Below are 26,021 nucleotides of genomic sequence, written 5' to 3'. Positions count from 1 at the left end.
CCGGGCTTCTGATCACCGAACGTGCCGTCCGAGTTCTGGGTGATCACCCGGCCCGCACGGCGCCCGCCCGCGGTACGGGCCCGACCGGCGGCGCCGGTGTCACGGGCGCGAAGGGGTTCGGGGTCAGCCCCGTCCAGCGGTGCAGGACCGCGCGGCCGGTCTGCCGGGTGACGCCGTCGACCTGGACCGTACCGGCCTCGGCGACGTAGTAGCGGCCGCCGCCGAGCGAGATCAGCCCGTACTGTCCGGCCGACTCCCAGCCGTACACCCCGGACGCCGCGTCATGCAGCCCGCGCGGCAGGAGCGGCAGCAACTGCCCGCGCTCGGACGGCCGCTGGCCCGGTACGGTGCCCCACACGGGCCGCTTCGAGCCGTCGAGGACGAAGAGCGAGTAGTTGGGGAAGCCCGGTTTGGTGCCCTTGTACACGGCCATCAGCCAATCGCCGCTCGCCGCGTCGTACTCCAGGTTCTGCACGCCGTAGGTGGTGTTCCCGGTGTACGCGAAGTACTTGCCGTCGGGGGAGGACGGGCCGCTCGTGTGCGGGGCGTCCTCCGTCAGCGGGCGCTCGTACCGCTTCCACTGCCGGACGTCGTACTGGAGCAGGACCTGATTGTCGTTGTCCTGGCGGCCGGTGTGGGCGTAGACCCCGTACGCGACGGTCAGTTTCGTACCGCCCTCGCGGTCGAAGGAGGGCCCGAACGCGACGCCGTCGATGCCGCTGCAGCCGTACCGGTGGTCGGCGGTCTTGGCGGTGTCGCCGTCGAAGACGCCGTCACCGTCCATGTCGGCCGTGTAGTCCCGCACGACCTCCTGGAGATGGACGGTGGAGACCACGCCGGTGGACGCGGCGTCCATGTTCATCCGGGTGATGCGGTCCCCGTCGAAGACCGCGATGTAGAACGCCTTCGCGGCCTTGTACTCCAGCGAGCCGTAGACCCGTCCGTCCTCCTCGTTGAAGTCCAGGTCACCGAGGTGGCCGGTGAAGCCGGTGACGGAGCCGAGGGGCTTGCCGGCCAGATCCGTCTTCACCAGGAGGTTGGTGAAGGAGAAGTACATACGGCCCTTGCGGCGGTCGATGGCCATGCCCTGGAGATGTCCGGACTGCCACGTACCGCCGTCGACACGGGCGGGCAGCGCGGCGGGACGGCTGGGCAGGGTGGCGGGCGGCGCGGCCTCGGAGGGGGTCAGGGCCTGCGCCGCGCCGGCGCCGAGGGCCGACACCACGACCACGGACATGAACAGGGCCGCGAACCGGCCGCGTGGATGCCTTCGCATGATGCCTCCGAGTCCTGGGGTTCCAGGATGATGCCGGGCCGCCGTGCACGGAGGCACAACACGGAATGAACGTGGGGGAACGCCCCTGGCGGACCGTCAACACCCCACCCGGGGAACGGTGTCAGGCGGCGCGCAGCGTGATGGCCTCGCTCAGCGCGGACTGCTCGGGGGCGGGCAGCCGCTTCTCGGCGTGGAGCATCCGCAGGGCGGTGGTGAGGCGTTCCTCGTCCTCGGGCGTGCCGAGGCTGCCCAGATAGGCGGGGAGGAGCAGGCTCAGCGCTTCGAGATCGGCGCGTGCGCACAGCCGCGTCAGCAGGTCACGGACCGGATCGTCCGGCGCGGGCGCGTCGTCGGTGGCCCGCAGCCCCCGGGCGACACAGAGCCGGACCCACTCCCGGTACGGGCCGGGCGGTACGTCGTCAAGACGCTCGGCCGCCGAGCGGAAGTGCGCGCGGGCCGGTCCGGGCCTGCCGAGCGCGAGTTGGGCCCGGCCCATGTTTCCGTGCAGGGAGGCGTAGAAGCCGCGGACGCGTTCGTCGCCGACCCGGTCGGCGCGGGTCAGACACTCCTGGTTCCAGCGCAGGGTCTCCTCCGGGGTCGGCTGATGGCGCGCGAGATAGTGCGCGGCCACACATGCCTCGAAGTCGTCCCCGGCCGCTTCCCAGGCGCGGAGGAACAGCTCACGCGCGTCGTCCTCGTGGCCCTCGGCCTCGGCCCGCATGCCCTGCGCGCAGAGCTGTACGACGGGATTCTCCGGGTTCATGTCCACTTCCCTTCTCCTCTTCTCCTCTCCGAAATCAGTGCGATGCGTCGGGGTCGGGCGGCGTGGGCCTGACGGTCGCGGTGTCGAGACTGACGGGCATCACCAGGGTGGTGAAGCTCCCTTGGTCCGCCGAGCGCACCACCACCGGCTCGGTGACGGTGGCGATCTCCAGCAGGACATCGGGGCCGACGCTCGCCTCCAGGGCCGGGGCCAGTACGGCGGGGTCGAAGCCGATACGCAGGGGCTGTTCGCCGTGGCGGACGGCCGGCAGGGTCGTGGCCCGGGAGTGATCGGGCAGCGAGACGGTTACCTCGTCCTCGCCCAGCCGCAGCACGACCACCGGTGTCTCGCCACGGCCGTTGAGGGCGTCGAGCAGCGCCGGCCGGTCCACGATCAGCCGGTGCCGGGGCGCCGCGAGCGCCGCCAGCATCTCCCGGTACGCGGGGAACAGCGCCGCCGAGACGGGGAGTTCACGGGAAGCGGTGCCCGCCGTCTCGTGGAGCGTGGCGCCGTCCGGGCCCGCCTCGATCGTCACGGCGGCGCACCGCGCGGCCCACGCCCCGATCCCGGGCAGGGAACCGGCCGTCAGCAGCAGCCGGCGCGCGGGCCCCTCCGCCGCCGCCACCGGCCTGAGGACCCGCGTCGACAGCCGGTAGCGGTCGGTGGCCACCAGCCGGACTTCGCCGTCGTCGATCTCGACGAGGACGCAGCCGAGCTCCGGGTGCTCCGGGTCATGCCCGACCGCCGGTACGACCTGGCGGAACGCGCTCGCCAGCTCCACGCCCCCGAGCCGTACGAGCGTGACGGCCCCGGCTCCGGACCCGGCCCGGTCGCCGGAATCCGCGCGTGCTCCGTCGCCGGAGAGTGACCGCAGCACCGCCTCGATCGTGGCGTCGGCCGTCCGCGTCCGGTCCCGTACGGTGTTCCGGTGCCGCTCCAGCACGGTGCGGGCCTCGTCCTCGTCGCCGTCGAGTACGACGGTGACGTCCGCCAGCGGCAGCCCCGAGGCCCGCAGGCTCCGCAGCAGCCTGGCCCGGGCGTCCTGGTCGGGGCGGTAGAAGCGGTAGCCCGTCGTCGGATCGACCCGGGCGGGCCGAAGCACACCGCAGTCGTCGTAGAAACGCAGTGCGCTCGGCGCGAGGCCCACGCGCCGGGCGAAGGCGCTGATGCCCAGGAGATGACCGGTGCCGCTGGTATCGAGGTCCATGCCGGTGATTGTGGACGTTCAGCCAACCTGAAGGTCAACTCTCCACCGGCACCCCCGCGGCGGCGGTCCTATGACGAGGGCTTGTGCCCGTTCTCCAGCTCCACCGTGCCCGCGCCGGAATCCAGTACGTCGAGCGCGGCCAGTACCCGCGGTCCGAGCGAGCCCGGCAGAAACGCCGGGACCTCGGCGCGGTCCAGCAGCCGCCACGACAGCAGCTCCTCCTCCTGGAGCCGGATCGCCGCCAGCCGCTCGTCGTCGAGCACCCCGCCGTCGTACAGATACGCGGCGATCGGCGGCCGGGCCGTGCCCTCCACCCAGTCGATCGCCAGCAGCCGCCCCGGCTCGATGTCGAGGCCGATCTCCTCCAGGGTCTCCCGCCGGGCGCCCTGGCGGGGTGTCTCGCCGTCGTCGGACTCGATGGTCCCGCCGGGCAGTGCCCAGCCGTCCCGGTAGTTGGGCTCGACGATCAGCACGCGTCCCGCGCCGTCCCTGAACAGCACGGCAGCGCCGGCGAGGACACGGGGGAGCCCCGCGATGTAGGTGGCGTAGTCGGTATCGGTATCGGTGTCGCTCTGCGCTTCGGTGTCGGTGTGTGTCACACGGGAAAGCCTAGGCCGTGTCCGCAGGCCGTGTCCGACGGCGGGGACGGGCACCGCGGATGGGTGCCCGTGGGCGTACAAGGGCGGCCTATGGGCACGGAGCCGCCGTCCGGATAGGGTCGGGAACGGCGCGACTGCCTGTTCGAAGAGCAAAGGGATACATGGTGACGGACGGAGCAGCAACGGAGGCCGCACGCGTGCTCATCGCGGCGGACAAGTTCAAGGGTTCCCTCACGGCCGTAGAGGTCGCGGAGCGGGTGACGGCGGGACTGCGCCGGATCGTCCCCGAGGTGGCGGTGGAGGCCCTGCCCGTCGCGGACGGCGGCGACGGTACGGTCGCGGCGGCCGTGGCCGCCGGTTTCGAACGACGCGAGGTACGGGTCACAGGACCGCTCGGTGACGAGCTGACCGCGGCCTACGCGCTGCGGGACGGTACGGCCGTCGTCGAGATGGCGGAGGCCTCGGGCCTCCAATGTCTGCCCGACGGGGTGTTCGCGCCGCTGACGGCGACCACCTACGGCTCGGGCGAACTGCTGCGCGCCGCGCTGGACGCGGGCGCGCGCGTCATCGTCTTCGGTGTCGGCGGCAGCGCCACCACCGACGGCGGCGCCGGGATGCTCGCCGCGCTCGGCGCCCGTTTCCTGGACGCGGCTGGGCAGCCCGTAGGACCGGGCGGCGGCGGGCTGCGCGACCTCGCCACCGCCGACCTCTCCGGTCTGGACGAACGGCTCGCCCGGACCGAGATCGTGCTCGCCAGCGATGTCGACAATCCGCTGACCGGTCCCAAGGGCGCCCCCGCCGTCTACGGTCCGCAGAAGGGCGCGAGCCCCGAGGATGTCGCCACCCTCGACGCGGCCCTCGCCCACTACGCCACGGTCCTGGAGACCTCCATCGGCCCCCGTGCCGCCGATCTCGCGCTCTCGCCCGGCGCGGGCGCGGCCGGCGGCATCGGCTACGGCGCGCTGGTCGGACTCGGCGCGGGCTTCCGCCCCGGGATCGAGGTCATGCTCGATGTACTGGGCTTCGCCGACGCCCTGAACCGGGCGACCCTCGTCATCACCGGCGAAGGCTCGCTGGACGAGCAGACCCTGCACGGCAAGGCGCCCGCGGGTGTCGCTGCGGCGGCCCGCGAGCGCCATATCGAGGTCATCGCGGTCTGCGGCCGGCTGAGCCTCCCACCGGAGGCCCTGGGCAGGGCGGGCATCCGCCGCGCCTATGCCCTGAGCCGACTGGAACCGGACCCGGCCGTCTCCATGGCACAGGCCGGCCCGCTGCTGGAACGCCTGGCGACGGAGATCGCGCGGGACTTCCTGCTCTGAACCCGGCCGGACACCCTCTACAGTCGGGGCGTGCGCATACGAGAGGCACGCCCCGACGAGGCGCGGACGCTGAGCGCGCTGGTGCTGCGCTCGAAGGCGCACTGGGGTTACGACGAGGCGTTCCTGGCCGCCTGCCGGGCCGAACTGACCATCACCGCCGGTCAGCTGGCGGAACGCCGGCTCGTGGTCGCCGAGGACGAGACGTCCGGGGAAGCCCTGGGCGTCGCCTCCCTGGAGGGCCGGGCCCCGGACGGCACGCTCGGTCTCCTCTTCGTCGAACCCCGCGTGATCGGCCTGGGCATCGGCCGTGCCCTGTACGCCCATGTCCTGGACACCGCACGCGCGTTGGGCTTCGAGCGGCTGACCATCGACTCCGACCCGCACGCGGTGGACTTCTACCGGGCGCTGGGCGCGCGACCCGTCCGCGGCGGGGGCGCGCTGCCCCGGCTCCTGGTGGAACCGCCTCCGCGCAGCGCCTGGGTACAGGCCTGGACACGCGGGCTGCGCACCGTACAGCTCGGCAATGTCGCCGAGTTCCAGGCACAGTTCGGTGAACTGACCCCGCTCGCGCGCCGGGCGAGCGGACACTACTCCTGCCTGGCCGCGCTGGGCAGCCCGCACCCGGCAGCGATCGTGCTGCCGGAAGCCGTGCCCCCGGGCTGGGTCGAGCTGCTCTGCCGCCAACTGGCCTGGGAATCGGTGGAGGTGTACGACGGCCTCGCCGCCGCCCCCACCCCCGAGGCGACCCCGGCCCCCGGGGCCGCTCAAGCCCCCGGGGCCGCGCCGGCCGACGAGGCCCCGCCCCCCGGGCTCGCCGCCGCGATCCTCGCCCGCGCCGCCCTCACCCGGCGGCTGCGCGGGCTCGGGCTGCCCTTCGTACCGTGGGGCCACACCAGACCGTCCGGAGAGCTGTCCGGGGAGCCCCTGCCGCCGGGTGCGCTGCGCTACGAGTCCAAGAGCGCGGCCAACGCCCTCTTCCAGCGGCTGGCCCCCGCGCACCCCGCCGTCACCGTGCCCGTTCAGCGGACGGCGGCCCATCGACGGGAGGCGGCCCGGCTGCTCCTCGCGCGGATCCGCTCAGGCGAGGGCGGTGTCGTCAAGACCGAGCACGGCGTGGGGGGTTCGGGCACGCATGTGGTCAGGTCCGTACGCGCGCTGCTGCCGGTGCTGCGCGCGCTTCCCCGGGGCCCGCTCCTCGTGGAGGACTACCTGACCGACGGCCCCGCCTCCCCTCACTCCGGCTCCCCCGGCTCGGCCTCGGCTCGCGGTGGCACATCACGTGATCTCCCGCGCGACGTCCCGCGCGACCTCACCTACGACGGCCTCGTGGACACGGCCGGCACGGTGCACGATGTCGGCGCCGCGCGGATGGATGTGGCGGGCACGGCGTACCGGGGAGCGACCGTCGGCCCCGGCGCCGTCCCGGGGCGGGCCGCCTCGATCGCCCTGCGGTTCGGGCACGCCGTCGGCCTCGAACTCGCCGCGAGCGGCTACCGCGGCTGGTACGACGTCGATTTCGTGACCGCCACAGACGGCCGGCTCGCCCCGACGGAGATCAATCTGCGGCTGACGGGACCGTCCGTCGCCTTCATGGTGAAGGCCCGCCTCGACGAGACCAGGGGCGGCGATCATCTCGTACGCTCGCTCGATCATGTCCCGCTCGGCGCACGGCTCCCGGACACCGAACTCATCGCCTGGCTCGCGGAACTGACGGGGCGTTGCGCGGGGATCGGCGCGGTGCTCGTGCCCTCGATCCCCACGGCAGCCTTCGACCCCGCCCCGTTTCTGGGTGTCCTGCTCGCGGCCCGCACACCGGACTGTCTCGACGCCGCCGAGACGCTGGTCCGCGGCGCGGCCCAGGATCTCGGCCGGATCTTCGCCCCGGACGGCCGGTCCGCCGGATCTACTTGTTCTGTTTCCTGACGGCGGGCAGCGACGCCACCACCCAGATCATCACGATGAACGCCGCGATCATCAACGGCACATTGAAGGCCCAGACGAGAGCGGCCTGCCGCGGCCAGTCCGTCTTGGCGGTCAGCCGGTAGAGGTTGTCCTGCGGCCACCAGGCCACCAGCAGATAGACGATCGCCAGATGGGCCGCGGTCGTCAGCCCCCGTGACTCGCTCCGCCGCAGCATCACCCCCCGGCCCACCGCCAGGAACCCCATCCCGACGGCGAAGGCGAGCCACTCGGCCAGATAGAGCAGCATGAACAGCCCGTTCCAGGGCGCCGGCACCCCGGACACATCCGTGGCCCCGGGGAAGATCACGCCGGTGAGCACGGCGGCGATGAAACCGGCGGTGACCCCGACCAGGGCGGCGATCGCGCCCTCGGTCGTGTCCTCGCCCGACCCGCTCTTGCCGCTCGCGCGCACGGCCCCCGGGATCGGCGGCAGTGGCAGCTTCTCCCGGTTCACCTTCCCGGCCGCGTTCGTCGGCAGCTTTCTGAGCCGCACCACCGCCTCCGGGACGTCGCCCGCCGGGACCAGGCCGGTGAGCCTGCCGCGCAGGGAGGCCACCTCAGGCGCGGCGCCGAACGGAGCCCGGGGGCTCGGCACCACGAAGGCGATCAGACGGCTTCCGGTGCGGCCACGGTCCCCGGTGATGACCACGTCCTGGATATGCGGGTGACCGGCCAGCGCCGTCTCCACCCGATAGGTGTCGACCGTCCTGCCGTCGATCGTGACCTGGTCGGCCGTCCTGCCGCGGAACTCCATGGGCCCCTCGCCCTGTCGCCGTCCCACGTCGTCGGTGGGGACCGCGTCGCCGCCCTCCGGCGGAGTGAGCCAGATCCGCCCCTTGCGCAGTTCGGCCGCGCACCCCGGGAACGGCAGCCCCAGATAGGCGGCCCGCTCCGGGTTCGCCACGGGGCCGGGCAGCTGCTCGGGCTCGAACCAGGTACCGCAGCCGGCCACCTCCGCCGTCCCGTACACGCTCAGCACCCGTGCCCCGGTGGCCGGCAGCAGCGCCTGGAGCCTCAGCTGCTCATCGAGTCGCAGCGGCGCGCCGCTCACCGCGAGCAGTCGCAGGGACGGCAGCTCCATGTCCAGCACCCGGGCGGCGGTCGCGGGGCTCATCTCCGCGACCGTGATCTGTTCCGTCGTGATCCACTCGGCGGTGATCGGCCGTTCGGGGAGTACCAGCGTCGCGCCCGAGCACAGGGCGCGTATCCAGCCGCCGGTGAACTCGGTGGTCGAGGGCGGCGCGGTCACCAGCACCCGGTCCTCCGGCGACATCCCGTAGACCTCGGACCAGGCGGCGTACGCGGCGAGCAGCCGGTCGTGCCCGGTGGCGACAGCCACGTGCCGTCCCGTCGTCCCCGCCGTGAACAGTACGGCGGCCGGTCCGCCGGGCGCCGGGTCGGCCGAATCCCGCGGAGCGGGTCCTGCGTGGGCGATGGCCGTCGCGTCGGTGTCCAGACAGATGGCCGTCCGGTCGCGGCCGTCATCGACCCGTGGCAGCAGCGATTCGTTCGTGATGATCGCCTCGGCCCGGGTGAGGCCGAGTAACCGGTGCTGTTCCTGGGTCGGCGTACTCGGGTTCAGCACGGCGTACGCGTGGCCCGCCTTCAGTACGGCGAGGATCGACACCAGCACCTCGGCCGGGTGCCGTGTACAGATGGCGACGGTGGCACCGGAATCAGGCAGTCCGGCGTCCGTGCTGAGATAGGCGGCCAACCGCCCGGCATCGGCGTCCAGCCGCTCGTAGCTGATCCGGTCACTGTCGGTGATGGCGGCGGTGTGGTCGGGTACTCGCCGCGCCCATTCCTCGAAGAGCTGATGTATCGATCCCCCGGTCATGGCGATCGATCCTTCCAGAGTGCCGGGGCCGGCGGAAGGGGGAGTACACGCCGAAAGAGCCCGGACGCGTACCCGCGTCCGGGCCCTTCACGATCATTCGCCGTACGGCGGGACCCCGCTACGGCAGCTGCGCCGCCCGTGCCTCGCGGCGGTTGTCGCGGAACGTGTTCACGCGCCGGGCCGTGGCGAAGAGCGGGATCACCGCTCCCGTCACCACCTGGAGCGCACAGCCGGTCTGGAGCAGCAGCTGACCACCCGGCGCGTCGAACGCCCAGGCCGCCAGCAGCCCCATCGCGGCCACGATCCAGCTGAGCATCGCCACCGCGAGAATGCCCCGCGGCTTGGGGTACTCGACCCGGCTCACCATCAGCCAGGCCACCCCGACGATGGCGAGCAGGGTCGGCGGGAAGGGCAGTTCGAGCAGGACGATCGAGATGACCGTCAGGGCGCCGAAGGGGCTCGGCATCCCCTGGAACATGCCGTCCTTCATCGTCACGCAGGAGAATCTCGCCAGCCGGAGCACGACGGCCAGCAGGACGACGATCGCCGCGAGAGCGGAGACCCGTTGATGTGCGTCGTCCGCCACCATTCCGTACACCAGTACGAAATACGCCGGGGCGAGGCCGAAGCTGATCAGATCGGAGAGGTTGTCGAGCTCCGCACCCATCGGCGAGCTGCGGAGCTTGCGTGCCACAAGCCCGTCGAAGAGGTCGAAGATCGCCGCCGCCAGCATCAGGATCACGGCCGTCGCGGCGGAGTGCCGCGCCATGCCGGTCTCGTCGCTGCCCGTGAGATGCGGGATGAGGATGCCGGTGGTGGTGAAGTAGACGGCCATGAAGCCGCAGGTGGCGTTACCGAGCGTGAGGGTGTCCGCTATCGACAGCCGCAGTGAGAGCGGCATGTCTTCCGCGTCGTCCTCCTCCTCGGCCTCGGCCTCCGCGGCCCAGCCGGCTTGCGTATCGGGATCAATCACGGTCAATTCGAGTCACCCCTGCGGTCGTGGTCTGACCGACCTCGACAGCGACATCGACACCTTCCGGAAGGTAGATGTCGACACGCGAGCCGAAACGGATCAGGCCGATGCGCTCGCCCTGTTCCACCTTGGTCCCCTGGGGCAGATACGGGACGATGCGCCGGGCTACCGCGCCCGCGATCTGCACCATCTCGATGTCGCCCAGTTCGGTGTCGAAGTGCCAGACAACGCGCTCGTTGTTCTCGCTCTCCTTGTTGAACGCCGGAACGAATCCGCCGGGGATGTGCTCGACCGACGTCACGGTTCCCGCGAGGGGCGCGCGGTTGACATGGACGTTCAGCGGGCTCATGAAGATGGCGACCCGGGTGCGCCCGTCCTTCCACGGCATGATGCTCTGCACCACACCGTCGGCCGGGGAGATGACCCGGCCCTGCGTGATCTCGCGCTCGGGGTCGCGGAAGAACCACAGCATGCCCGCCGCGAGCGCGGTGGCGGGCACAGCGAGGACCGCTGCGCGCTTCGAGTGACGTGCGCGGACAAGACCGATCGCCGCGGTGGCGACGGTCGGGAGGAGCCACGGCGATGCTCCGCGCGCGAGGCGTCCACTGAGGAAGCTGACGCGTGGTGCAGAGGTTTGGCTGTGGGGCATGGATGACCTTCGTAGCGGATGATGCCGCGCTGGCAACGGGGGGACGACGGCGGCTTTTCAGCGATGGTACTGGTTTCGAGTCGCAACTGAGCAAGCCAGGAGCCGAGTCGAGCGGCTTGAAGCCAGCGCCGGAGGGCGATCGAGTGTGATCTTCTTCGCCATTAAACGCTAATAAAAGCGACAATCAACCCTGGAACCTGTACTCCTCCAGCAGCCGACGGCCGATGATCATTTTCTGGATCTCGGCGGTACCCTCGCCGATCAACAGCATCGGGGCTTCGCGGTAGAGGCGCTCGATTTCATACTCCTTGGAGAAGCCGTACCCGCCGTGGATGCGGAAGGCGTCCTCGACGACTTCCTTGCAGTACTCGGAGGCGAGGTACTTCGCCATCCCTGCCTCCAGGTCGTTTCGTTCCCCGGAGTCCTTTTTGCGTGCCGCGTTGACCATCATGGCATGGGCGGCCTCGACTTTGGTCGCCATCTCGGCCAGCTTGAACTGGATCGCCTGATGCTGCGCGATGGGCTTGCCGAAAGTGTGACGCTGCTGGGCATATGAGACGCCGAGCTCGAAGGCGCGCTGTGCGACCCCGCAACCACGCGCCGCGACATTCACCCGGCCCACCTCGACGCCGTCCATCATTTGGTAAAACCCTCGACCGGTGGCCCCGCCGAGCACCCGATTGGCCGGAATGCGTAGTCCGTCCATGATCAGCTCGGTGGTGTCGACCCCCTTGTAGCCCATCTTGTCGATCTTCCCCGGGATGGTCAGACCGGGCCGCACCTCGCCGAAGCCGGGCTCCTTCTCGACCAGGAACGTGGTCATCGACTTGTGCGCGGCCGTGCCCTCCGGGTGGCCCTCGTCGCTGCGGCACAGCACCGCGACGAGACTGGACGTGCCGCCGTTGGTCAACCACATCTTCTGGCCATTCAGTACATATGAGTCGCCGTCCAGGATTCCCTTGGAGGTGATCGCCGCGACGTCCGAGCCGAGAGCCGGCTCCGACATCGAGAACGCGCCACGCACCTCGCCGGCGGCCATCCGTGGCAGGAAGGTGGCCCGCTGCTCCTCGGTGCCGTGCTGCTTGAGCATGTACGCCACGATGAAGTGGGTGTTGATGATGCCGGAGACGGACATCCACCCCCGGGCGATCTCCTCCACGCAGAGCGCGTAGGTGAGCAGGGACTCGCCCAGACCGCCGTACTCCTCGGGGATCATCAGCCCGAACAGGCCGAGTTCCTTCAGCCCGTCGACGATCTGAGTGGGGTACTCGTCGCGGTGCTCCAGCTCGGTGGCGACCGGGAGGATCTCCTTGTCGACAAAATCCCTTACGGTCGCCAGGATTTCCCGCTGAATGTCGGTCAGCCCGGCTGTCTGGGCGAGTCGGCTCATATCTCTGTCACTTCTCCCGCGGCTCGGGGCGGCCGGGCTGGTCCCCGCCGCGTTCCTTGATGTACGCCTCCGTGGGGACCATCACCTTGCGTCTGAACACGCAGACCACCGTCCCGTCCTGCTTGTAGCCGCGGGTCTCCACATACACGATCCCGCGGTCGCTCCTGGAACGTGACGGGGTCTTCTCCAGCACGACCGTCTCGCCGTAGAGCGTGTCCCCGTGGAAGGTCGGCGCGACATGCTTGAGCGACTCCACCTCCAGATTGGCGATGGCCTTCCCGGAGACGTCCGGCACCGACATGCCCAGCAGCAGCGAGTAGATGTAGTTGCCCACGACGACGTTCTTCCCGAAGTCCGTCGTCTTCTCGGCGTAGTTGCTGTCCAGGTGCAGCGGATGGTGGTTCATGGTCAGCAGACAGAAGAGATGGTCGTCGTACTCCGTGACCGTTTTGCCCGGCCAGTGCTTGTAGACCGCGCCGACCTCGAACTCCTCGAAGGTGCGTCCGAACCGCATCGTCACGCCTCCGGGGCTTCGAACGAGGTCGTACGCCGCATCCCCGCGGCCCGGCCCTTGCCCGAGATGACCAGCGCCATCTTGCGGCTCGCCTCGTCGATCATCTCGTCGCCGAGCATCGCCGAGCCCTTCTTGCCGCCCGCCTCGGACGTGTAGTACTCGTACGCGTCGAGAATCAGCTCGGCGTGGTCGTAGTCCTCCTGGGAGGGCGAGAAGATCTCGTTCGACGCCTCGATCTGGCCCGGGTGCAGCACCCACTTGCCGTCATAGCCCAGCGCCGCCGCCCGGCGTGCCACCTCGCGGTAGCCGTCCACATCGCGGATCTGGAGGTAGGGGCCGTCGATCGCCTGGAGGTCATGGGTACGGGCCGCCATCAGAATGCGCATCAGAATGTAGTGATAGGCGTCCGCGCCATAGCCGGGCGGCTGCTGGCCGACGACGAGAGACTTCATATTGATGGAGGCCATGAAGTCGGCGGGACCGAAGACGATCGTCTCCAGACGCGGTGAGGCGGCGGCGATCTCGTCGACGTTCACCAGCCCCTTCGCGTTCTCGATCTGCGCCTCGATGCCGATCCTGCCGACCTCGAAGCCCATCGTCTTCTCGATCTGGGTGAGCAGCAGATCGAGGGCGATGATCTGCTGGGCGTCCTGGACCTTCGGCAGCATGACGCAGTCGAGATTGTGTCCCGCGCCCTCCACCACCGTGATCACATCGCGGTAGGTCCAGTGCGTCGTCCAGTCATTGACCCGTACGACCCGGATCTTGCCCGTCCAGTCGCCCTTGTTGAGCGCGTCGACGATCGTGTGCCGGGCGCCCTCCTTGGCGAGCGGCGCGCAGGCGTCCTCCAGATCCAGGAACACCTGGTCGGCCGGCAGCCCCTGGGCCTTCTCCAGGAAGCGCGGGTTCGACCCCGGTACGGCGAGACACGAGCGGCGCGGACGCAGCCGGTTCGCGGCGGTTCCGGCGGTCTCGGTGGTGACAGGCGCGGTCATGCGGGGACCTCCCATGGGTCGAGCTTGTTCGCTGTACGGATCTCGTCGACGATACGGCCGATGATCTCCGTGATCCCGAAGTCCTTCGGGGTGAAGACGGCGGCCACGCCGGCCGCCCGCAGTTCCTCGGCGTCGGCGTTCGGGATGATCCCGCCGACGATCACCGGAATGTCGCCCGCGCCCGCCTCACGCAGCCGGGTCAGCACCTCGGGCACCAGCGCGGCGTGCGAGCCGGACAGGATCGACAGGCCCACGCAGTGCACGTCCTCGGCGAGCGCGGCACTGACGATCTGTTCGGGCGTGAGCCTGATGCCCTGGTAGACCACCTCGAAGCCGGCGTCGCGGGCGCGGACCGCGATCTGTTCGGCGCCGTTGGAGTGCCCGTCCAGACCGGGCTTGCCGACCAGCAGCCGCAGCCGCCCGGTGCCGCCGGTGCCGCCGGCCGCGGCGGTCAGCTCCTCGGCGGTACGGGCCACCTTCCGCCGTACGGCCGCGAGCGCGGTGCCCGCCTCCGCGGCCACCGCGATCGGGGCGCCGCTGACACCCGTGGGCGCGCGGAACTCACCGAAGACGTCCCGCAGGGCCCAGGACCACTCACCGGTCGTCACCCCGGCCCGCGCGCACTCCAGGGTGGCGGCCATCAGATTGTCGGTGCCCGCGGCGGCCTTCTTCAGGGCGGTCAGCGCGTCGGTGGCGCGCGCCTCCTCACGGTTGACCCGCCAGCTCTGGAGAGCGGCCACCACCCGGGCCTCGTTCGCCGGATCGACCGTCATGACGGCGGTGTCGAGATCGGCGGTGAGCGGGCTGGGCTCCGTGGACTCATAGCAGTTGACGCCGACGATCCTCTCCTCGCCGGACTCGATCCGCGCCCGCCGCTCCGCGTGCGAGGAGACGAGCCGCGACTTGAGATAACCGGACTCGACGGCGGTCATCACCCCGCCCATCGCCTCGATCCTCTCGATCTCGGCGAAGGACTCGGTGACCAGGTCCGCCACCTTGGCCTCGACGACCCGCGAGCCCTCGAAGATGTCCGCGTACTCCAGCAGATCGCTCTCGTGCGCCAGCACCTGCTGGATACGGAGCGACCACTGCTGGTCCCAGGGGCGGGGCAGCCCCAGCGCCTCGTTCCAGGCGGGCAGCTGTACGGCGCGGGCGCGGGCGTCCTTGGAGAGCGTCACGGCGAGCATTTCGAGGACGATCCGCTGGACGTTGTTCTCCGGCTGTGCCTCGGTCAGCCCCAGGGAGTTGACCTGGACGCCGTAGCGGAACCGGCGCTGCCCGGCGTTCTCGATGCCGTACCGCTCCTGGGTGATCCGGTCCCAGATACGGGAGAAGGCCCGCATCTTGCACATCTCCTCGATGAACCGGACACCCGCGTTGACGAAGAAGGAGATACGGCCGACCACATCCCCCCTTCGCTCCTCGGGGATCCGACCGGACGCGAACACCGCGTCCAGTACGGCGATCGCGGTGGACATCGCGTACGCGATCTCCTGGACCGGGGTGGCCCCCGCCTCCTGGAGGTGATAGCTGCAGATGTTGATCGGATTCCACTTGGGGATGTGGTTCACCGTGTAGGTGATCATGTCCGTGGTCAGCCGCAGGCTCGGGCCCGGCGGGAAGACATGCGTCCCGCGTGAGAGGTACTCCTTGACGATGTCGTTCTGTGTCGTTCCCTGGAGCCGGCTGATGTCCGCGCCCTGCTCCTCCGCCACCACCTGATAGAGCGCCAGCAGCCACATGGCGGTGGCGTTGATGGTCATCGAGGTGTTCGTGCGTTCGAGCGGGATGTCCTGGAAGAGCCGGCGCATGTCGCCGAGGTGGGAGACCGGGACCCCGACCCGGCCGACCTCGCCGCGGGCGAGGACGTGGTCGGGGTCGTAGCCGGTCTGTGTCGGGAGATCGAACGCGACGGACAGGCCCGTCTGCCCCTTGGCGAGATTGCGCCGGTACAGCTCGTTGGACGCCTCGGCGGTCGAGTGACCGGCGTACGTCCGCATGAGCCAGGGCCGGTCCTTCTGACGATCAGGCATATGGGAAACCCTCAACTGTCGCGAGTGTGGGGGGCCGTCCGCTCCGCGGAAGCGTCGCGGAACAGATTGATGGCGTCGAGATGGCGTGCGCGCAGCTCCTCGTCGCGCACCCCGAGGCCCTCGCGCGGTGCCAGCGCCAGCACGCCGACCTTGCCCTGATGGCGGTTGCTGTGCACGTCGTGGGCGGCCTGGCCGGTGTCCTCCAGCGCGTACACCTTCGACAGGGTGGGGTGGATCTTCCCCTTGGCGATCAGCCGGTTGGCCTCCCACGCCTCGCGGTAGTTGGCGAAGTGCGAGCCGACGATCCGCTTCAGTGACATCCACAGATAGCGGTTGTCGTACTCATGGGTGTAGCCGGAGGTGGAGGCGCAGGTCACGATCGTGCCGCCCTTGCGGGTCACATACACGCTCGCGCCGAAGGTCTCGCGTCCCGGGTGCTCGAAGACGATGTCGACGTCCTCGCCGCCGGTCAGCTCGCGGATGTGCTTGCCGAAGCGTTTCCACTCCCGCGGATCCTGGTGGTGCTCGTCCTTCCAGAACCGGTAGTCCTCGGCGCTCCGGTCGATGATCGCCTCGGCGCCCATCCGCCGGCACAGCTCCGCCTTACGGTCGCTGGAGACGACACAGACCGGGTTCGCGCCGCCGGCCAGCGCGAACTGCGTGGCGTACGAGCCCAGTCCGCCGCTCGCGCCCCAGATCAGCACGTTGTCGCCCTGCTTCATCCCGGCGCCGTTGCGGGACACCAGCTGGCGGTACGCGGTGGAGTTGACCAGACCGGGGGCCGCGGCCTCCTCCCAGCTGAGGTGACGCGGCTTGGGCATCAGCTGATTGGACTTCACCAGCGCCAGCTCCGCCAGACCGCCGAAGTTGGTCTCGAAGCCCCAGATGCGCTGCTCGGGGTCGAGCATCGTGTCGTTGTGGCCGTCGGACGACTCCAGTTCGACGGAGAGACAGTGCGCGACGACCTCGTCGCCCGGGTGCCAGGCATGGACACCGGGCCCGGTGCGCAGCACGACGCCTGACAGGTCCGAGCCGATGACGTGGTACGGCAGATCGTGCCGTCTGGCGAGTTCGCTGAGCTTGCCGTACCGCTCCAGAAAGCCGAAGGTCGGCAGCGGCTCGAAGATCGAGGTCCAGACGGAGTTGTAATTCACCGAGCTGGCCATGACGGCCACCAGGGCCTCGCCGGGGCCGAGTTCGGGCACCGGCACGTCGTCGAGATGGAGTGACTTGCGGGGGTCCTTCTCCCGGGTGGGGAGGTCGGCGAACATCTCCGTCTCGTCCTTGTGCACGGTCACCGCGCGGTACGAACCGGGCAGCGGCAGTGCGGCGAAGTCGGCGGACGTACTGTCCGGCGACAGGATCGCGTCCAGGATTTCCTTCACGGTGTTGCCTCCGGCGAAGCTGAGGGTGCGAGATGCGTGGGGCTGCCTGCTGGTGCGGTGGAGGTGTGCCGTCGGTTCGGCGGGTGCGGGTGCTGATCGAGCTCGCTTCGTGCTGATCGGCGGCGCCGGGTGGGCGCGGAGGTGCCTGTGACGCAGGCGTCCTGGCGCACAAGCGGAATGGCTTGCGGGAACAGCCGGACAACTTCACATTATGGCACCCCGTGACAGCTGACAAGGCACTGGGTGCCAACAATTTCCCTCGTTTGTCACCCGCAGGGCACGCATGAGCAATGTCTACCGCTCATTCGGCGACAAATATCACCATGCGCGGTCAAGCGAGCGCATGGCGTAGGCAAGGGACGGCAAACGACGGCGCACCGGACCTCACGGGTCCGGTGCGCCCGGTGGTCACCGAGGGCCGCTCACGCGTCCCTGAGCGCCTGCCTGATGGTGCGCATGACCTCGTCCAGCGGGGCGTCGGTGTGCGCCACCGCCACCAGAACGTCCCCGGTGGTGCGCGCCGAGGCCGCCGCGTGCTCCGGCTTGCCGCCGATGGTCCGGCCCGCGCCGATGCCCGTACCGAAGGTGTCACGCACGATCGAGAAGGCGTGGTCGAGCTGTGCCTCGACATCGCCCTGGCCACCGGCCCGCAGCCAGCGGCGCAGCACATGATTGTGCGCGGTGACGACCGCGGAGGCGGCCACCTCGGCCAGCAGCGGGTCGTCATTGCCGACGGTGTGGTCGCGCTCGTCGAAGTGGCCCAGCAGATAACGGGTGAACAGCCGCTCGTAGCGGGCCACCGACGCGATCTCGCGCTCCCGGAGCGTGGGCACCTCACGGGTCAGCCGGTAGCGCTCCACGGAGACCGCGGGGGAGGCCGCGTACATCCGCATGACCTCCTTGATGCCCCGGCAGACCGTGTCGAGCGGATGCTCATGGGCGGGGGCGGCGTTGAGGACCGCGTCCGCCCTTACGAGCGTGTCGTCGTGGTCGGGGAAGATCGCCTCTTCCTTGGAGCGGAAGTGCCGGAAGAAGGTACGGCGGGCCACCCCTGCCGCCGCGGCGATCTCGTCGACGGTCGTCGCCTCGTACCCCTTGGTCGCGAACAGTTCCATGGCCGCGGCCGCCAGCTCGCGGCGCATCTTGAGCCGTTGGGCGGCGGCGCGGGTACCGGCGGCACTCTCCGGAACGTCGGTCCTGGGGTTCGTACGGGAGGACTTGGCGGGCTGGGACATGAGGTGAACGTACTGCATCGGTGCAGGAGAGCGCGCCTGCGGGGCCCGGCCGCCCGCCCCGCGGGACGGTGTCCGGTCGGCCGGATCCAGCGGCCCGCCCCGGCCCCCGCCCGGGCCCCTGCCCGGGTCAGCGCCGGGCATATTCGCGGAAGCCGCGGCCCGTCTTGCGGCCGAGGCAGCCCGCGGCCACCAGATGTTCGAGCAGCGGCGCCGGGGCCAGACCCGGATCCCGGAACGCGCGGTGCAGGACCCGTTCGATGGCCAGTGAGACATCGAGGCCGACCACATCGAGGAGTTCGAAGGGCCCCATCGGATAGCCGCCGCCCAGCCGCATCGCGGCGTCGATGTCGTCCAGCGAGGCGTAGTGCTCCTCGACCATCTTGATCGCGTTGTTCAGATACGGGAAGAGCAGCGCGTTGACGATGAATCCGGCGCGGTCACCGCAGTGCACCGGGTGCTTGCCGACGGCCCTGGACACGGCGTGCACGGTGGCCACGGTCTCGTCCGAGGTGAGGACCGTACGGACCACCTCGACCAGCTTCATCGCCGGGGCCGGATTGAAGAAGTGCATCCCGACGACATCCCGCGGGCGCGATGTCGCCCGGGCGCAGGCGATCACCGGGAGGGACGAGGTCGTGGTGGCCAGCACCGCGCCCGGCCGGCAGACCTTGTCGAGGGTGGCGAACAGCCGCCGCTTGACCTCCAGCTCCTCCGCCACGGCCTCGACGGCGAGATCCACCTCGGACAGCGCGTCGAGCGAACCGGCCGGGGTGATCCGCGCCAGCACCCCGTCACGCGCCTCGGCCGTCAGCCGCCCCTTGTCGACCGAACGGGCCAGGGACTTCGCGATACGGGACAGGGCGCTCGCCGCCTTCTCCGGGCCACGGGCGGCCAGCACGACGTCATATCCCGCCTTGGCGAAGACCTCCGCGATACCGCTCGCCATGGTGCCCGAGCCCGCCACCCCCACCGAACGGACGGAACGCCCGGCGCCACCCTCCTGGCCGGCCGGCCAGGTGAGCGCGTCCGGCACGACCGTGCCGCTGCCGGGCGCCTCGTAGGTGTAGAAACCGCGGCCGGACTTGCGGCCGGTCAGCCCGGCCTCGCTGAGCTGGCCGAGGACCGGGGCGGGCGCGTGCAGCCGGTCGTGCGACGCCGCGTACATCGCCTCAAGCACCGTACGAGCGGTGTCGACCCCGATCAGATCGAGCAGGGCGAGCGGCCCCATCGGCAGTCCGCAGCCCAGCCGCATCGCGGCGTCGATGTCCTCGCGGGACGCGTACCTCGCCTCGAACATGGCGGCGGCCTGGTTGAGATAGCCGAAGAGCAGCCCGTCCGCCACGAAACCGGGCCGGTCGCCCACCGCGACCGGCTCCTTGCCGAGCTCCCGGGCGAGCGCCGTGACGGCCGCGACCGCCTGCGGCGAGGTGAGGACCGAGGAGACCACCTCGACCAGCCTCATCGCCGGCGCGGGGTTGAAGAAGTGCAGACCGAGCACGCGCTCGGGGTGCGCGGAGTCGGCGGCCAGCCGCGTCACCGACAGCGCGTTGGTGCCGGTCGCCAGGATCGCGGTGGGGCTGACGATCGTGTCCAGCGCGCGGAAGACCTGTTGCTTCGTCTCGTACGACTCCGGCACGACCTCGATCACCAGCTCGGCGTCGGCGGCGGCCCGCAGATCGGAGAAGGTGCGGAAGCGTGCGAGCGAGGTCCGACGCTCCTCCTCGCTGAGCCGCCCCCGCTCCACGGCCCGCGCGGCGGACGCGTCGAGCGCCCCGGCGGCCCGGACGGCGGCGGCGTCGCTGATGTCGATACCGATGACCTCGTGCCCGGCCCGGGTGAGGATCTCGGCGATTCCGGTGCCCATCGTGCCGAGGCCGACGACGGCGATGGTGGAGAGAGGGATGTCCATCACGGGACTCCAGGGGATGAGGGTGACGACTGAAAGGCGCGCGGCGAGCGCCGGGCGCGCGGGAGCGTGCGGCTCGGGGTGGTGCGGCGGGGTGGTGCGGCGGCGGACTCTGTCCCGGAGTCGCGCCGTACATCCCCGTTGAAGGCCGTACCAGCCGTACAGGCCCTGGGGCCGTACACGGCCGTGCTGAACCGACAGCACTCACGACGGCTGCGTCACCAGGCCGTCGAAAGCCGCGGAGGTTATCCGCTCATCTGAGGCTAACCGACGAGTAACGAGCGCGCCATATCTGGGGCGCTGTGCGCTGTGTCACGGGCGGCCGGAATTGCTCGTTCAGGCGCGAAGTGGCCGGTGGGGCATGCCACTTGATGCCGACAGCGCTCCTCCGGATCGATACGCTGGAGGGATGGACGAGGACTTCCGCTCGCTCGCGGACCGGGTGCGGGACGAGTCCCGGGGCTCCGACGCCTGTGAACGGCTGATCGCCACCGAGGACCGTGAGGCCCTGGCCGATGTCCTCGTGGCGCCCGAACAGCCCCTGTGGGCACGGGAGATCGCGGCGTTCCGGCTCGGCTGCGCGGGGGACCGGCGGGCGTTCGAGACGCTGGTGCTGCTCCTCAACCACCGGGATCCGGAGCGCTGTGTCTCCGCCTCGTACGCGCTGGCACGGCTCGGCGACCCGCGCACCCCCAGAGCCGCCGCGGCGCTCGCCACCAATGCGCTGCGCACGGCCTACGCGCTCCACCCCGTACGGCTGCTGACCGAACTGCGCGCGGCCGAGTCCGTACCGGCGCTGATCAGCACCCTGGGACGGCTGCTCGCCCCGGACGAGCCGTACTGGCGGGTGGCGCTCGCCTGCGTCGAGGGGCTGGGACGGCTCGGCGACGACCGGGCGCGCCCGGTCCTGGAGGCCGCCGGGTCTCACCCGAGGCTGGCAGCCGCCGCCGCCGCGGCGCTCAGCCGCCTCGCGTAACGCACCTCCGGCACACGGACCGTCACCGGACGCGGTCCGGGCTCTCGCCGGGATCGGCGATGATCGCGAACGCCTCTATCTCCAGCAGTAGTTCGGGCCGGAACAGCGCGGCCACCTGGACCGCCGAGCTCGCCGGCGGACGCGCCGTGTCGATCACCGCGTCCCGCGCCTCCCGTATCGCAGGCAGGTGGGCGACATCGGTGACGAAATACGTCAGCTTGACCACATCGTCGAACGAGGCGCCCGCCGCGGCGAGACAGCGGCGCAGATTCTCGAACACCTGGCGCGCCTGGGCGGCCGGATCGCCGTCGCCCACGATCGCGCCGTCCTCGTCGAACGCGCACTGGCCCGAGACCGCGACGAACCGGCCGGTGCCCCAGACGACATGGCTGTAGCCGTTGCCCGGGGCGACACCGGCGGGGGAGCGCAGATGGGTGAGTTCCGTCATGGGCTCATTCTGGCCGACGCCACTGACAACGGACCACGCGGTTCTCCGTGCCCGGAGGAGGCCGGGCGCCCGGCGCGGTCCGGCCGCTACAGCAGCGTGAGCTGCGTGGCGCCCGGCGCGGGATCACCCACCGGCCTGATCGGCAGCCCCGGGAGGCCGGGGTCCCGCGGCACGGTGATCCGCCGGGCCTCGCCCCGGCTCGCCGGACCGATGCCGAACTCGTCGGCCAGTTCGTGCACCTGCCGGGTGATCCGGCGCTGGTACCACTTGGGCGCGTACGCCCCCTCCGCGTACAGCCGCTCGTACCGCGCCACCAGCTGGGGATGGTGCCGCGTCAGCCATGCCATGAACCACTCGCGTGCGCCCGGCCGCAGATGCAGGACGAGCGGGGTCACCGAGGTGGCTCCGGCGGCGGCGATCGCGCGTACCGTCGCGCGCAGCTGGTCGGGGCCGTCACCCAGGAAGGGGATCACCGGCGCCATCAGCACCCCGCAGCCGATGCCGTTGTCACTCATCGCCCTCACGACGTCGAGACGGCGCTCGGGCGAGGGCGTGCCCGGCTCGACCGTGCGCCACAGCTCCTGGTCGACAAAGCCGACGGAGACCGAGATGCCCACCTCCGTGACGGCCGCGGCCTCCCGCAGCAGGTCGAGATCGCGCAGGATCAGCGTTCCCTTGGTGAGGATGGAGAAGGGGTTCGCGCGGTCGCGCAGGGCCGTGATGATCCCCGGCATCAGCCGGTAGCGCCCCTCCGCCCGCTGGTAGCAGTCGACATTCGTGCCCATGGCGATATGGGCCCCCTGCCACTGGCGGGAGCCCAGCTGGCGGCGTACCAGCTCCGGCGCGTTGATCTTGACCACGATCTGGGAGTCGAAACCGAGCCCCGTGTCCAGGTCCAGATAGCTGTGGGTCTTGCGGGCGAAGCAGTAGACACAGGCGTGTGTACAGCCCCGGTACGGGTTCACCGTCCATTCGAACGGCATACGGGACGCGCCCGGCACCCGGTTCACGATCGAACGGGCACGGATCTCGTGGAAGGTGATGCCGCGGAATTCGGGCGTGTCGAAGGTACGGGTGGTCACGGCGTCCGTACCGAAGAGCGCGATGTCCCCGGTCGGCCCGGTCGGCCCGGTCGTCGAGGCGTTCTCGACCAGATTGTCCCAGCGCATGGGTGCCTCCTCGGTAGCACTGACCACAGAATAGAACACATGTTCCCTTGATCGCCGCAACCGCGATTTGGGCGGGCGTACCGGAGGGTGGTTGGCTGGCCGCACCCCACCGGAAAACGAGTGCTGGAGGAAGAGCCATGGCGCAGGTCGAGGCCACGACGGAGCGAATCATCGCGGCGGACCCGGAGACGGTGTTCGATGCTCTGGCCGACTACGAGAACACCCGCGCGAAGCTTCTGCCCGGGCACTTCAGCGAGTACGAGGTGCGGGAGGGCGGCGACGGCGAGGGCACCCTGGTCCACTGGCGGCTCCAGGCCACCAGCAAGCGCGTCCGTGACTGTCTGCTGGAGGTGACCGAGCCCAACGACGGCCGGCTCGTGGAGAAGGACCGCAACTCCTCCATGGTCACCACCTGGACCGTCACCCCGGCCGGTGAGGGCAGCTCGAAGGCCGTCGTGACCACCGTCTGGGACGGCGCGGGCGGCATCGGCGGCTTCTTCGAGCGGACCTTCGCCCCCAAGGGCCTGGCCCGCATCTACGACGAGATCCTCGCCGGGCTCGCCAAGGAGACCGAGAAGGGCGCCACGGCCTAGGGCATGTTCCCCCGGACTCGGGCCGGTTGAGGCCGGCCCGGCAGATAGTTGCCGGGGGTCACCGTTTCGAGTGGATTTCCCCGCGGCGCCGTAGCGTGCCCCCGCACGACGCGTCGCGGGAAAGCCCCTGATGAGCGCCCTCGGCGTCAGCTCCATCGGTCAACCCGCCCCCGTCACAACCCCGTTCAGGCTGAGCGGCCCGCTTGCTCCTGCTTGGCGCGCAATGCGAACAATGACGCCGCGCAGGTGTGACGAGGGGAGCAGTACGTGGGCGGGACCACTCTGGTGAAGGACGTCGGGAACGGCGTCGGGAACGGTGTCGGAGACGGCATCGGGAACGGTGTCGGGAACGATGCCGACGAGGCCGCACAGGCCGCGTCACTGGCCACACCCGCCGCGGCGGATCCTCCGTCGCCCCCGCCCGCCGGCGGCGCGGCCCCCGCCGAGGCCCTCAGCCCCCGCCGGGTACGGCTGGTCTTCGTCGGGCTGATGCTCGCCCTGCTGCTGGCCGCGCTGGAACAGATGATCGTGGCCACCGCGCTGCCCAAGATCGTCGGTGAACTCCAGGGCCTGGACCGGATGTCCTGGGCGATCACCGCGTATCTGCTCACCGCCACGGTCGGACTGCCGATCTACGGCAAGCTCGGCGACCTCTTCGGCCGCAAGGGCGTCTTCCAGTTCGCCATCGTCGTCTTCATCATCGGCTCCGCGCTGGCCGGCTGGTCGCGCACCATGGACGAACTCATCGCCTTCCGCGCCATCCAGGGCATCGGCGCGGGCGGGCTCATGATCGGTGTCCAGGCGATCATCGCGGATATCGTGCCGCCCCGTGAGCGCGGTCGCTTCATGGGGCTGGTCGGCGCGGCCTTCGGGCTCGCGTCCGTGGCCGGTCCGCTGCTCGGCGGATTCTTCACCGACCATGTCTCCTGGCGCTGGTGCTTCTACATCAATGTGCCCTTCGGGCTGGTCACGCTCGCCGTGGTCACCGTCGTCCTCAAGCTCCCCAAACCCACCGCCCGCGCCCGCCTGGACGTCCTGGGCGCGCTGCTGCTCGCCGCCTCGTCCACCTGTCTGGTGCTGCTGACCAGCTGGGGCGGTACGGAGTACGCCTGGGGCTCCCGCGTCATCCTCGGACTGGCCGCGGGCGCCGTAGGAACGGCGGTGCTCTTCCTGGTCGTTGAGCACTTCGCCGCCGAACCGATCATCCCGCTGCGGCTGTTCCGCGACTCCGTCTTCAATATCACCAGCCTCATCGGGGCGGTGGTCGGTGTGGCGCTGTTCGGCGCCGCCAGCTATCTGCCGACCTATCTCCAGATGGTCGACGGGGCCAGCGCCACCGAGTCCGGTCTGCTGATGCTGCCCATGATGGGCGGGGTCGTCATCGCCTCCATCGTCTCGGGCCAGCTCATCAGCCGTACGGGCCGCTACAAGATCTATCCGGTGCTCGGCGGGGTGCTCTCGGTGGCCGGGATGTGGCTGCTGTCGCGGCTGGACGTCGACACGTCACAGCTGGAGAGCGGGATCGCGCAGGCGATCCTCGGTCTCGGGATGGGGCTGGTGATGCCCGTACTGATCCTCGCCGTGCAGAACGCCGTACCCCCCGCCGACCTCGGCACCGCCACCAGCGCCAACAACTACTTCCGGCAGATCGGCGGCAGTGTCGGAGCCGCCATCTTCGGCACGCTCTTCGCCAACCGGCTCGCCGACGCCCTCGCCGACCGTGTCCCCGCGGGCAGCGGCCTCCCCGGCGTCGAGTCCATCACCCCGCAGGCGGTCCACGCGCTGCCGCCCGCGCTGCGTGACGGCTATATCCAGGCGTACGCGGACGCGATGCCGCGGATCTTCCTCTATCTCGTGCCGGTGCTCGTCCTCGGCCTGTTGATCGCCTTCTTCCTCAAGGAGAAACCACTGGTGTCCCAGAACGTCTCGGCCGCCGAGTCCGGCACCGTCCCCGCCGCGCGCAGCGCCTCCGCCCCCGGCATCCCCGCCGCGCCGGCGTCGGCGCCGGCCCCGTACATCTCGGGTGTCGCGGTCTGCGGCACGGTCCAGCACTACGACGGCTCCACCGTGCCCCGCGCCGCCCTCACCCTCATCGATGTCCACGGCAAACAGATCGGGCGCGGCGCGAGCGGCCAGGACGGACGGTACGCACTGAGCGTGCCGGGCTCCGGTTCGTATGTGATGATCGCGGCGGCCGGCGGGCATCAGCCCCAGGCCGTCACGGTGACCGTCGGCGAACGCCCCGTCGAGCTGGACGTGGTCCTCGGCGGCGCGGGGCGGCTCGCCGGGGCCGTGCTCACGGCGGACGGCACGCCGGTACGGGACGCCGCCGTGACCCTCACCGATGTACGGGGCGAGGTGGTGGCGAGCACCCGCAGTGGGCGCGAGGGCTCGTATGTGATCTCGGAGTTGGTGGCGGGCGAGTACACCCTGGCCGCGAGCGCGCCCGCCTTCCGGCCCGCCGCGCTGCCGGTCAGTGTGCAGGCGTCCCGGGAGACCCGGCAGGACATCGAGCTGGCCGGCGGGGCGGTGCTGCGCGGCACCGTACGCGCCGGGGGCGGCCGTCCCGTCGAGGACGCCCGGGTCACCCTGCTCGACGCGGCGGGCAATGTGGTGGACACCCTCACCACCGCCGCCGACGGCACCTTCCGGTTCGTGGATCTCTCGTCGGGTGAGTACACCGTGATCGCCGCGGGCTATCCGCCGGTCGCCACCGTGCTCCAGGTGGCGGGCGGCGGACGCACCGAACGCGATCTCCTGCTCGGTCATGAGGACTGACTGAATTTCAGTCA

At 70.6% G+C, this 26,021-nt stretch carries 21 protein-coding genes; 5 read left to right on the top strand and 16 right to left on the bottom strand.

Annotated elements, in window-relative coordinates; genetic code table 11:
• Positions 1-43: 43 nt before the first annotated feature.
• From AB0M67_RS01440 to AB0M67_RS01425, 4 genes are all read right to left on the bottom strand, one after another.
• Positions 44-1,276 carry a hypothetical protein gene (locus AB0M67_RS01440; RefSeq protein WP_365741352.1) on the bottom strand — a complete coding sequence of 411 codons (1,233 nt, stop codon included), beginning with the start codon at positions 1,274-1,276 and terminating at the stop codon, positions 44-46.
• A gap of 121 nt (positions 1,277-1,397) precedes the next feature.
• A complete protein-coding gene (locus tag AB0M67_RS01435) occupies positions 1,398-2,039 on the bottom strand; it encodes a hypothetical protein (RefSeq protein WP_365741349.1) in 642 nt (213 codons plus the stop codon).
• Positions 2,040-2,073: 34 nt separating this feature from the next.
• Entirely contained in the window at positions 2,074-3,246 is a 1,173-nt protein-coding gene (locus AB0M67_RS01430) for a MerR family transcriptional regulator (RefSeq protein WP_365741347.1), read from the bottom strand.
• Positions 3,247-3,314: 68 nt separating this feature from the next.
• Positions 3,315-3,845 carry an NUDIX hydrolase gene (locus tag AB0M67_RS01425; RefSeq protein ID WP_365741345.1) on the bottom strand — a complete coding sequence of 177 codons (531 nt, stop codon included), beginning with the start codon at positions 3,843-3,845 and terminating at the stop codon, positions 3,315-3,317.
• Between the two features lie 161 nt (positions 3,846-4,006).
• Between AB0M67_RS01425 and AB0M67_RS01420 the strand changes: the two genes are divergently transcribed.
• Positions 4,007-5,164: a glycerate kinase gene (locus tag AB0M67_RS01420; RefSeq protein WP_365741343.1), complete on the top strand. Its 1,158-nt coding sequence runs from the start codon at positions 4,007-4,009 to the stop codon at positions 5,162-5,164.
• 30 nt (positions 5,165-5,194) lie between these two features.
• Positions 5,195-7,087 carry a GNAT family N-acetyltransferase gene (locus tag AB0M67_RS01415; RefSeq protein ID WP_365741341.1) on the top strand — a complete coding sequence of 631 codons (1,893 nt, stop codon included), beginning with the start codon at positions 5,195-5,197 and terminating at the stop codon, positions 7,085-7,087.
• On the opposite strand, the gene AB0M67_RS01410 is transcribed toward AB0M67_RS01415, so the two are convergent.
• The 10 genes from AB0M67_RS01410 to AB0M67_RS01365 form a co-directional block, all read right to left on the bottom strand.
• Positions 7,068-8,963: an AMP-binding protein gene (locus AB0M67_RS01410; RefSeq protein ID WP_365741339.1), complete on the bottom strand. Its 1,896-nt coding sequence runs from the start codon at positions 8,961-8,963 to the stop codon at positions 7,068-7,070. The two genes, AB0M67_RS01415 and AB0M67_RS01410, sit on opposite strands and share 20 nt — an antisense overlap.
• A 118-nt stretch (positions 8,964-9,081) precedes the next feature.
• Positions 9,082-9,942, bottom strand: coding sequence for a CDP-diacylglycerol--serine O-phosphatidyltransferase (gene pssA, locus AB0M67_RS01405; protein WP_365741337.1), 861 nt, complete (start codon positions 9,940-9,942; stop codon positions 9,082-9,084).
• Positions 9,929-10,585 (bottom strand): phosphatidylserine decarboxylase, encoded by a 657-nt coding sequence (locus AB0M67_RS01400; RefSeq protein ID WP_365741335.1) that lies wholly within the window; start codon positions 10,583-10,585, stop codon positions 9,929-9,931. Before AB0M67_RS01400 ends, pssA begins: the two co-directional genes overlap by 14 nt.
• 184 nt (positions 10,586-10,769) lie before the next feature.
• A complete protein-coding gene (locus tag AB0M67_RS01395; RefSeq protein WP_365741333.1) occupies positions 10,770-11,975 on the bottom strand; it encodes an acyl-CoA dehydrogenase family protein in 1,206 nt (401 codons plus the stop codon).
• Positions 11,976-11,982: 7 nt separating this feature from the next.
• On the bottom strand, positions 11,983-12,489 hold the full coding sequence (locus tag AB0M67_RS01390; RefSeq protein WP_365741331.1) for a MaoC family dehydratase: 507 nt from the start codon (positions 12,487-12,489) through the stop codon (positions 11,983-11,985).
• 2 nt (positions 12,490-12,491) lie between these two features.
• Positions 12,492-13,484, bottom strand: a complete 993-nt coding sequence (locus tag AB0M67_RS01385; RefSeq protein WP_365741329.1) for a CoA ester lyase — start codon at positions 13,482-13,484, stop codon at positions 12,492-12,494.
• Positions 13,481-15,517, bottom strand: coding sequence for a protein meaA (locus AB0M67_RS01380; protein WP_365741327.1), 2,037 nt, complete (start codon positions 15,515-15,517; stop codon positions 13,481-13,483). The genes AB0M67_RS01385 and AB0M67_RS01380 overlap by 4 nt, the downstream gene beginning before the upstream one ends.
• An 11-nt stretch (positions 15,518-15,528) precedes the next feature.
• Positions 15,529-16,902: a crotonyl-CoA carboxylase/reductase gene (ccrA, locus tag AB0M67_RS01375; protein WP_365741325.1), complete on the bottom strand. Its 1,374-nt coding sequence runs from the start codon at positions 16,900-16,902 to the stop codon at positions 15,529-15,531.
• Positions 16,903-17,324: 422 nt separating this feature from the next.
• The gene (locus tag AB0M67_RS01370) at positions 17,325-18,137 is read right to left on the bottom strand and encodes a TetR family transcriptional regulator (RefSeq protein ID WP_365741323.1); all 813 of its coding nucleotides are present in this window, start codon (positions 18,135-18,137) and stop codon (positions 17,325-17,327) included.
• Positions 18,138-18,264: 127 nt separating this feature from the next.
• Positions 18,265-20,046, bottom strand: coding sequence for a 3-hydroxyacyl-CoA dehydrogenase family protein (locus AB0M67_RS01365; RefSeq protein ID WP_365741321.1), 1,782 nt, complete (start codon positions 20,044-20,046; stop codon positions 18,265-18,267).
• 406 nt (positions 20,047-20,452) lie between these two features.
• Here AB0M67_RS01365 and AB0M67_RS01360 point away from each other — a divergent pair, with 406 nt between their 5' ends.
• Complete coding sequence (locus AB0M67_RS01360) at positions 20,453-21,019, top strand: adenylosuccinate lyase (protein WP_365741319.1); 567 nt, start codon at positions 20,453-20,455, stop codon at positions 21,017-21,019.
• A 22-nt stretch (positions 21,020-21,041) separates the two neighbouring features.
• On the opposite strand, the gene AB0M67_RS01355 is transcribed toward AB0M67_RS01360, so the two are convergent.
• Entirely contained in the window at positions 21,042-21,467 is a 426-nt protein-coding gene (locus AB0M67_RS01355; protein ID WP_365741317.1) for a RidA family protein, read from the bottom strand.
• Positions 21,468-21,553: 86 nt separating this feature from the next.
• A complete protein-coding gene (locus AB0M67_RS01350) occupies positions 21,554-22,636 on the bottom strand; it encodes an Rv2578c family radical SAM protein (protein WP_365741315.1) in 1,083 nt (360 codons plus the stop codon).
• Positions 22,637-22,773: 137 nt separating this feature from the next.
• On the opposite strand from AB0M67_RS01350, the gene AB0M67_RS01345 reads away from it, so the two are divergent.
• Positions 22,774-23,229 carry an SRPBCC family protein gene (locus tag AB0M67_RS01345; RefSeq protein WP_365741313.1) on the top strand — a complete coding sequence of 152 codons (456 nt, stop codon included), beginning with the start codon at positions 22,774-22,776 and terminating at the stop codon, positions 23,227-23,229.
• 267 nt (positions 23,230-23,496) lie between these two features.
• Positions 23,497-26,007, top strand: a complete 2,511-nt coding sequence (locus tag AB0M67_RS01340; RefSeq protein WP_365741310.1) for an MFS transporter — start codon at positions 23,497-23,499, stop codon at positions 26,005-26,007.
• The last annotated feature ends 14 nt before the right edge of the window (positions 26,008-26,021 follow it).

This window comes from Streptomyces sp. NPDC051662 (assembly GCF_040681655.1).
Taxonomy (GTDB): Bacteria; Actinomycetota; Actinomycetes; order Streptomycetales; family Streptomycetaceae; genus Streptomyces.
The sequence above is the reverse complement of the archived record's forward strand: the minus strand, read 5'-3'. Positions and strand labels throughout refer to the sequence as shown.

What these genes read in the sequence shown, in the direction of transcription:
- AB0M67_RS01440 (WP_365741352.1), bottom strand. Translation starts at nt 1,276, where the DNA reads ATGCGAAGGCATCCACGCGGCCGGTTCGCGGCCCTGTTCATGTCCGTG.
- AB0M67_RS01435 (WP_365741349.1), bottom strand. Translation starts at nt 2,039, where the DNA reads ATGAACCCGGAGAATCCCGTCGTACAGCTCTGCGCGCAGGGCATGCGG.
- AB0M67_RS01430 (WP_365741347.1), bottom strand. Translation starts at nt 3,246, where the DNA reads ATGGACCTCGATACCAGCGGCACCGGTCATCTCCTGGGCATCAGCGCC.
- AB0M67_RS01420 (WP_365741343.1), top strand. Translation starts at nt 4,007, where the DNA reads ATGGTGACGGACGGAGCAGCAACGGAGGCCGCACGCGTGCTCATCGCG.
- AB0M67_RS01410 (WP_365741339.1), bottom strand. Translation starts at nt 8,963, where the DNA reads ATGACCGGGGGATCGATACATCAGCTCTTCGAGGAATGGGCGCGGCGA.
- AB0M67_RS01400 (WP_365741335.1), bottom strand. Translation starts at nt 10,585, where the DNA reads ATGCCCCACAGCCAAACCTCTGCACCACGCGTCAGCTTCCTCAGTGGA.
- AB0M67_RS01395 (WP_365741333.1), bottom strand. Translation starts at nt 11,975, where the DNA reads ATGAGCCGACTCGCCCAGACAGCCGGGCTGACCGACATTCAGCGGGAA.
- AB0M67_RS01390 (WP_365741331.1), bottom strand. Translation starts at nt 12,489, where the DNA reads ATGCGGTTCGGACGCACCTTCGAGGAGTTCGAGGTCGGCGCGGTCTAC.
- AB0M67_RS01385 (WP_365741329.1), bottom strand. Translation starts at nt 13,484, where the DNA reads ATGACCGCGCCTGTCACCACCGAGACCGCCGGAACCGCCGCGAACCGG.
- AB0M67_RS01380 (WP_365741327.1), bottom strand. Translation starts at nt 15,517, where the DNA reads ATGCCTGATCGTCAGAAGGACCGGCCCTGGCTCATGCGGACGTACGCC.
- AB0M67_RS01370 (WP_365741323.1), bottom strand. Translation starts at nt 18,137, where the DNA reads ATGTCCCAGCCCGCCAAGTCCTCCCGTACGAACCCCAGGACCGACGTT.
- AB0M67_RS01365 (WP_365741321.1), bottom strand. Translation starts at nt 20,046, where the DNA reads ATGGACATCCCTCTCTCCACCATCGCCGTCGTCGGCCTCGGCACGATG.
- AB0M67_RS01360 (WP_365741319.1), top strand. Translation starts at nt 20,453, where the DNA reads ATGGACGAGGACTTCCGCTCGCTCGCGGACCGGGTGCGGGACGAGTCC.
- AB0M67_RS01355 (WP_365741317.1), bottom strand. Translation starts at nt 21,467, where the DNA reads ATGACGGAACTCACCCATCTGCGCTCCCCCGCCGGTGTCGCCCCGGGC.
- AB0M67_RS01350 (WP_365741315.1), bottom strand. Translation starts at nt 22,636, where the DNA reads ATGCGCTGGGACAATCTGGTCGAGAACGCCTCGACGACCGGGCCGACC.
- AB0M67_RS01345 (WP_365741313.1), top strand. Translation starts at nt 22,774, where the DNA reads ATGGCGCAGGTCGAGGCCACGACGGAGCGAATCATCGCGGCGGACCCG.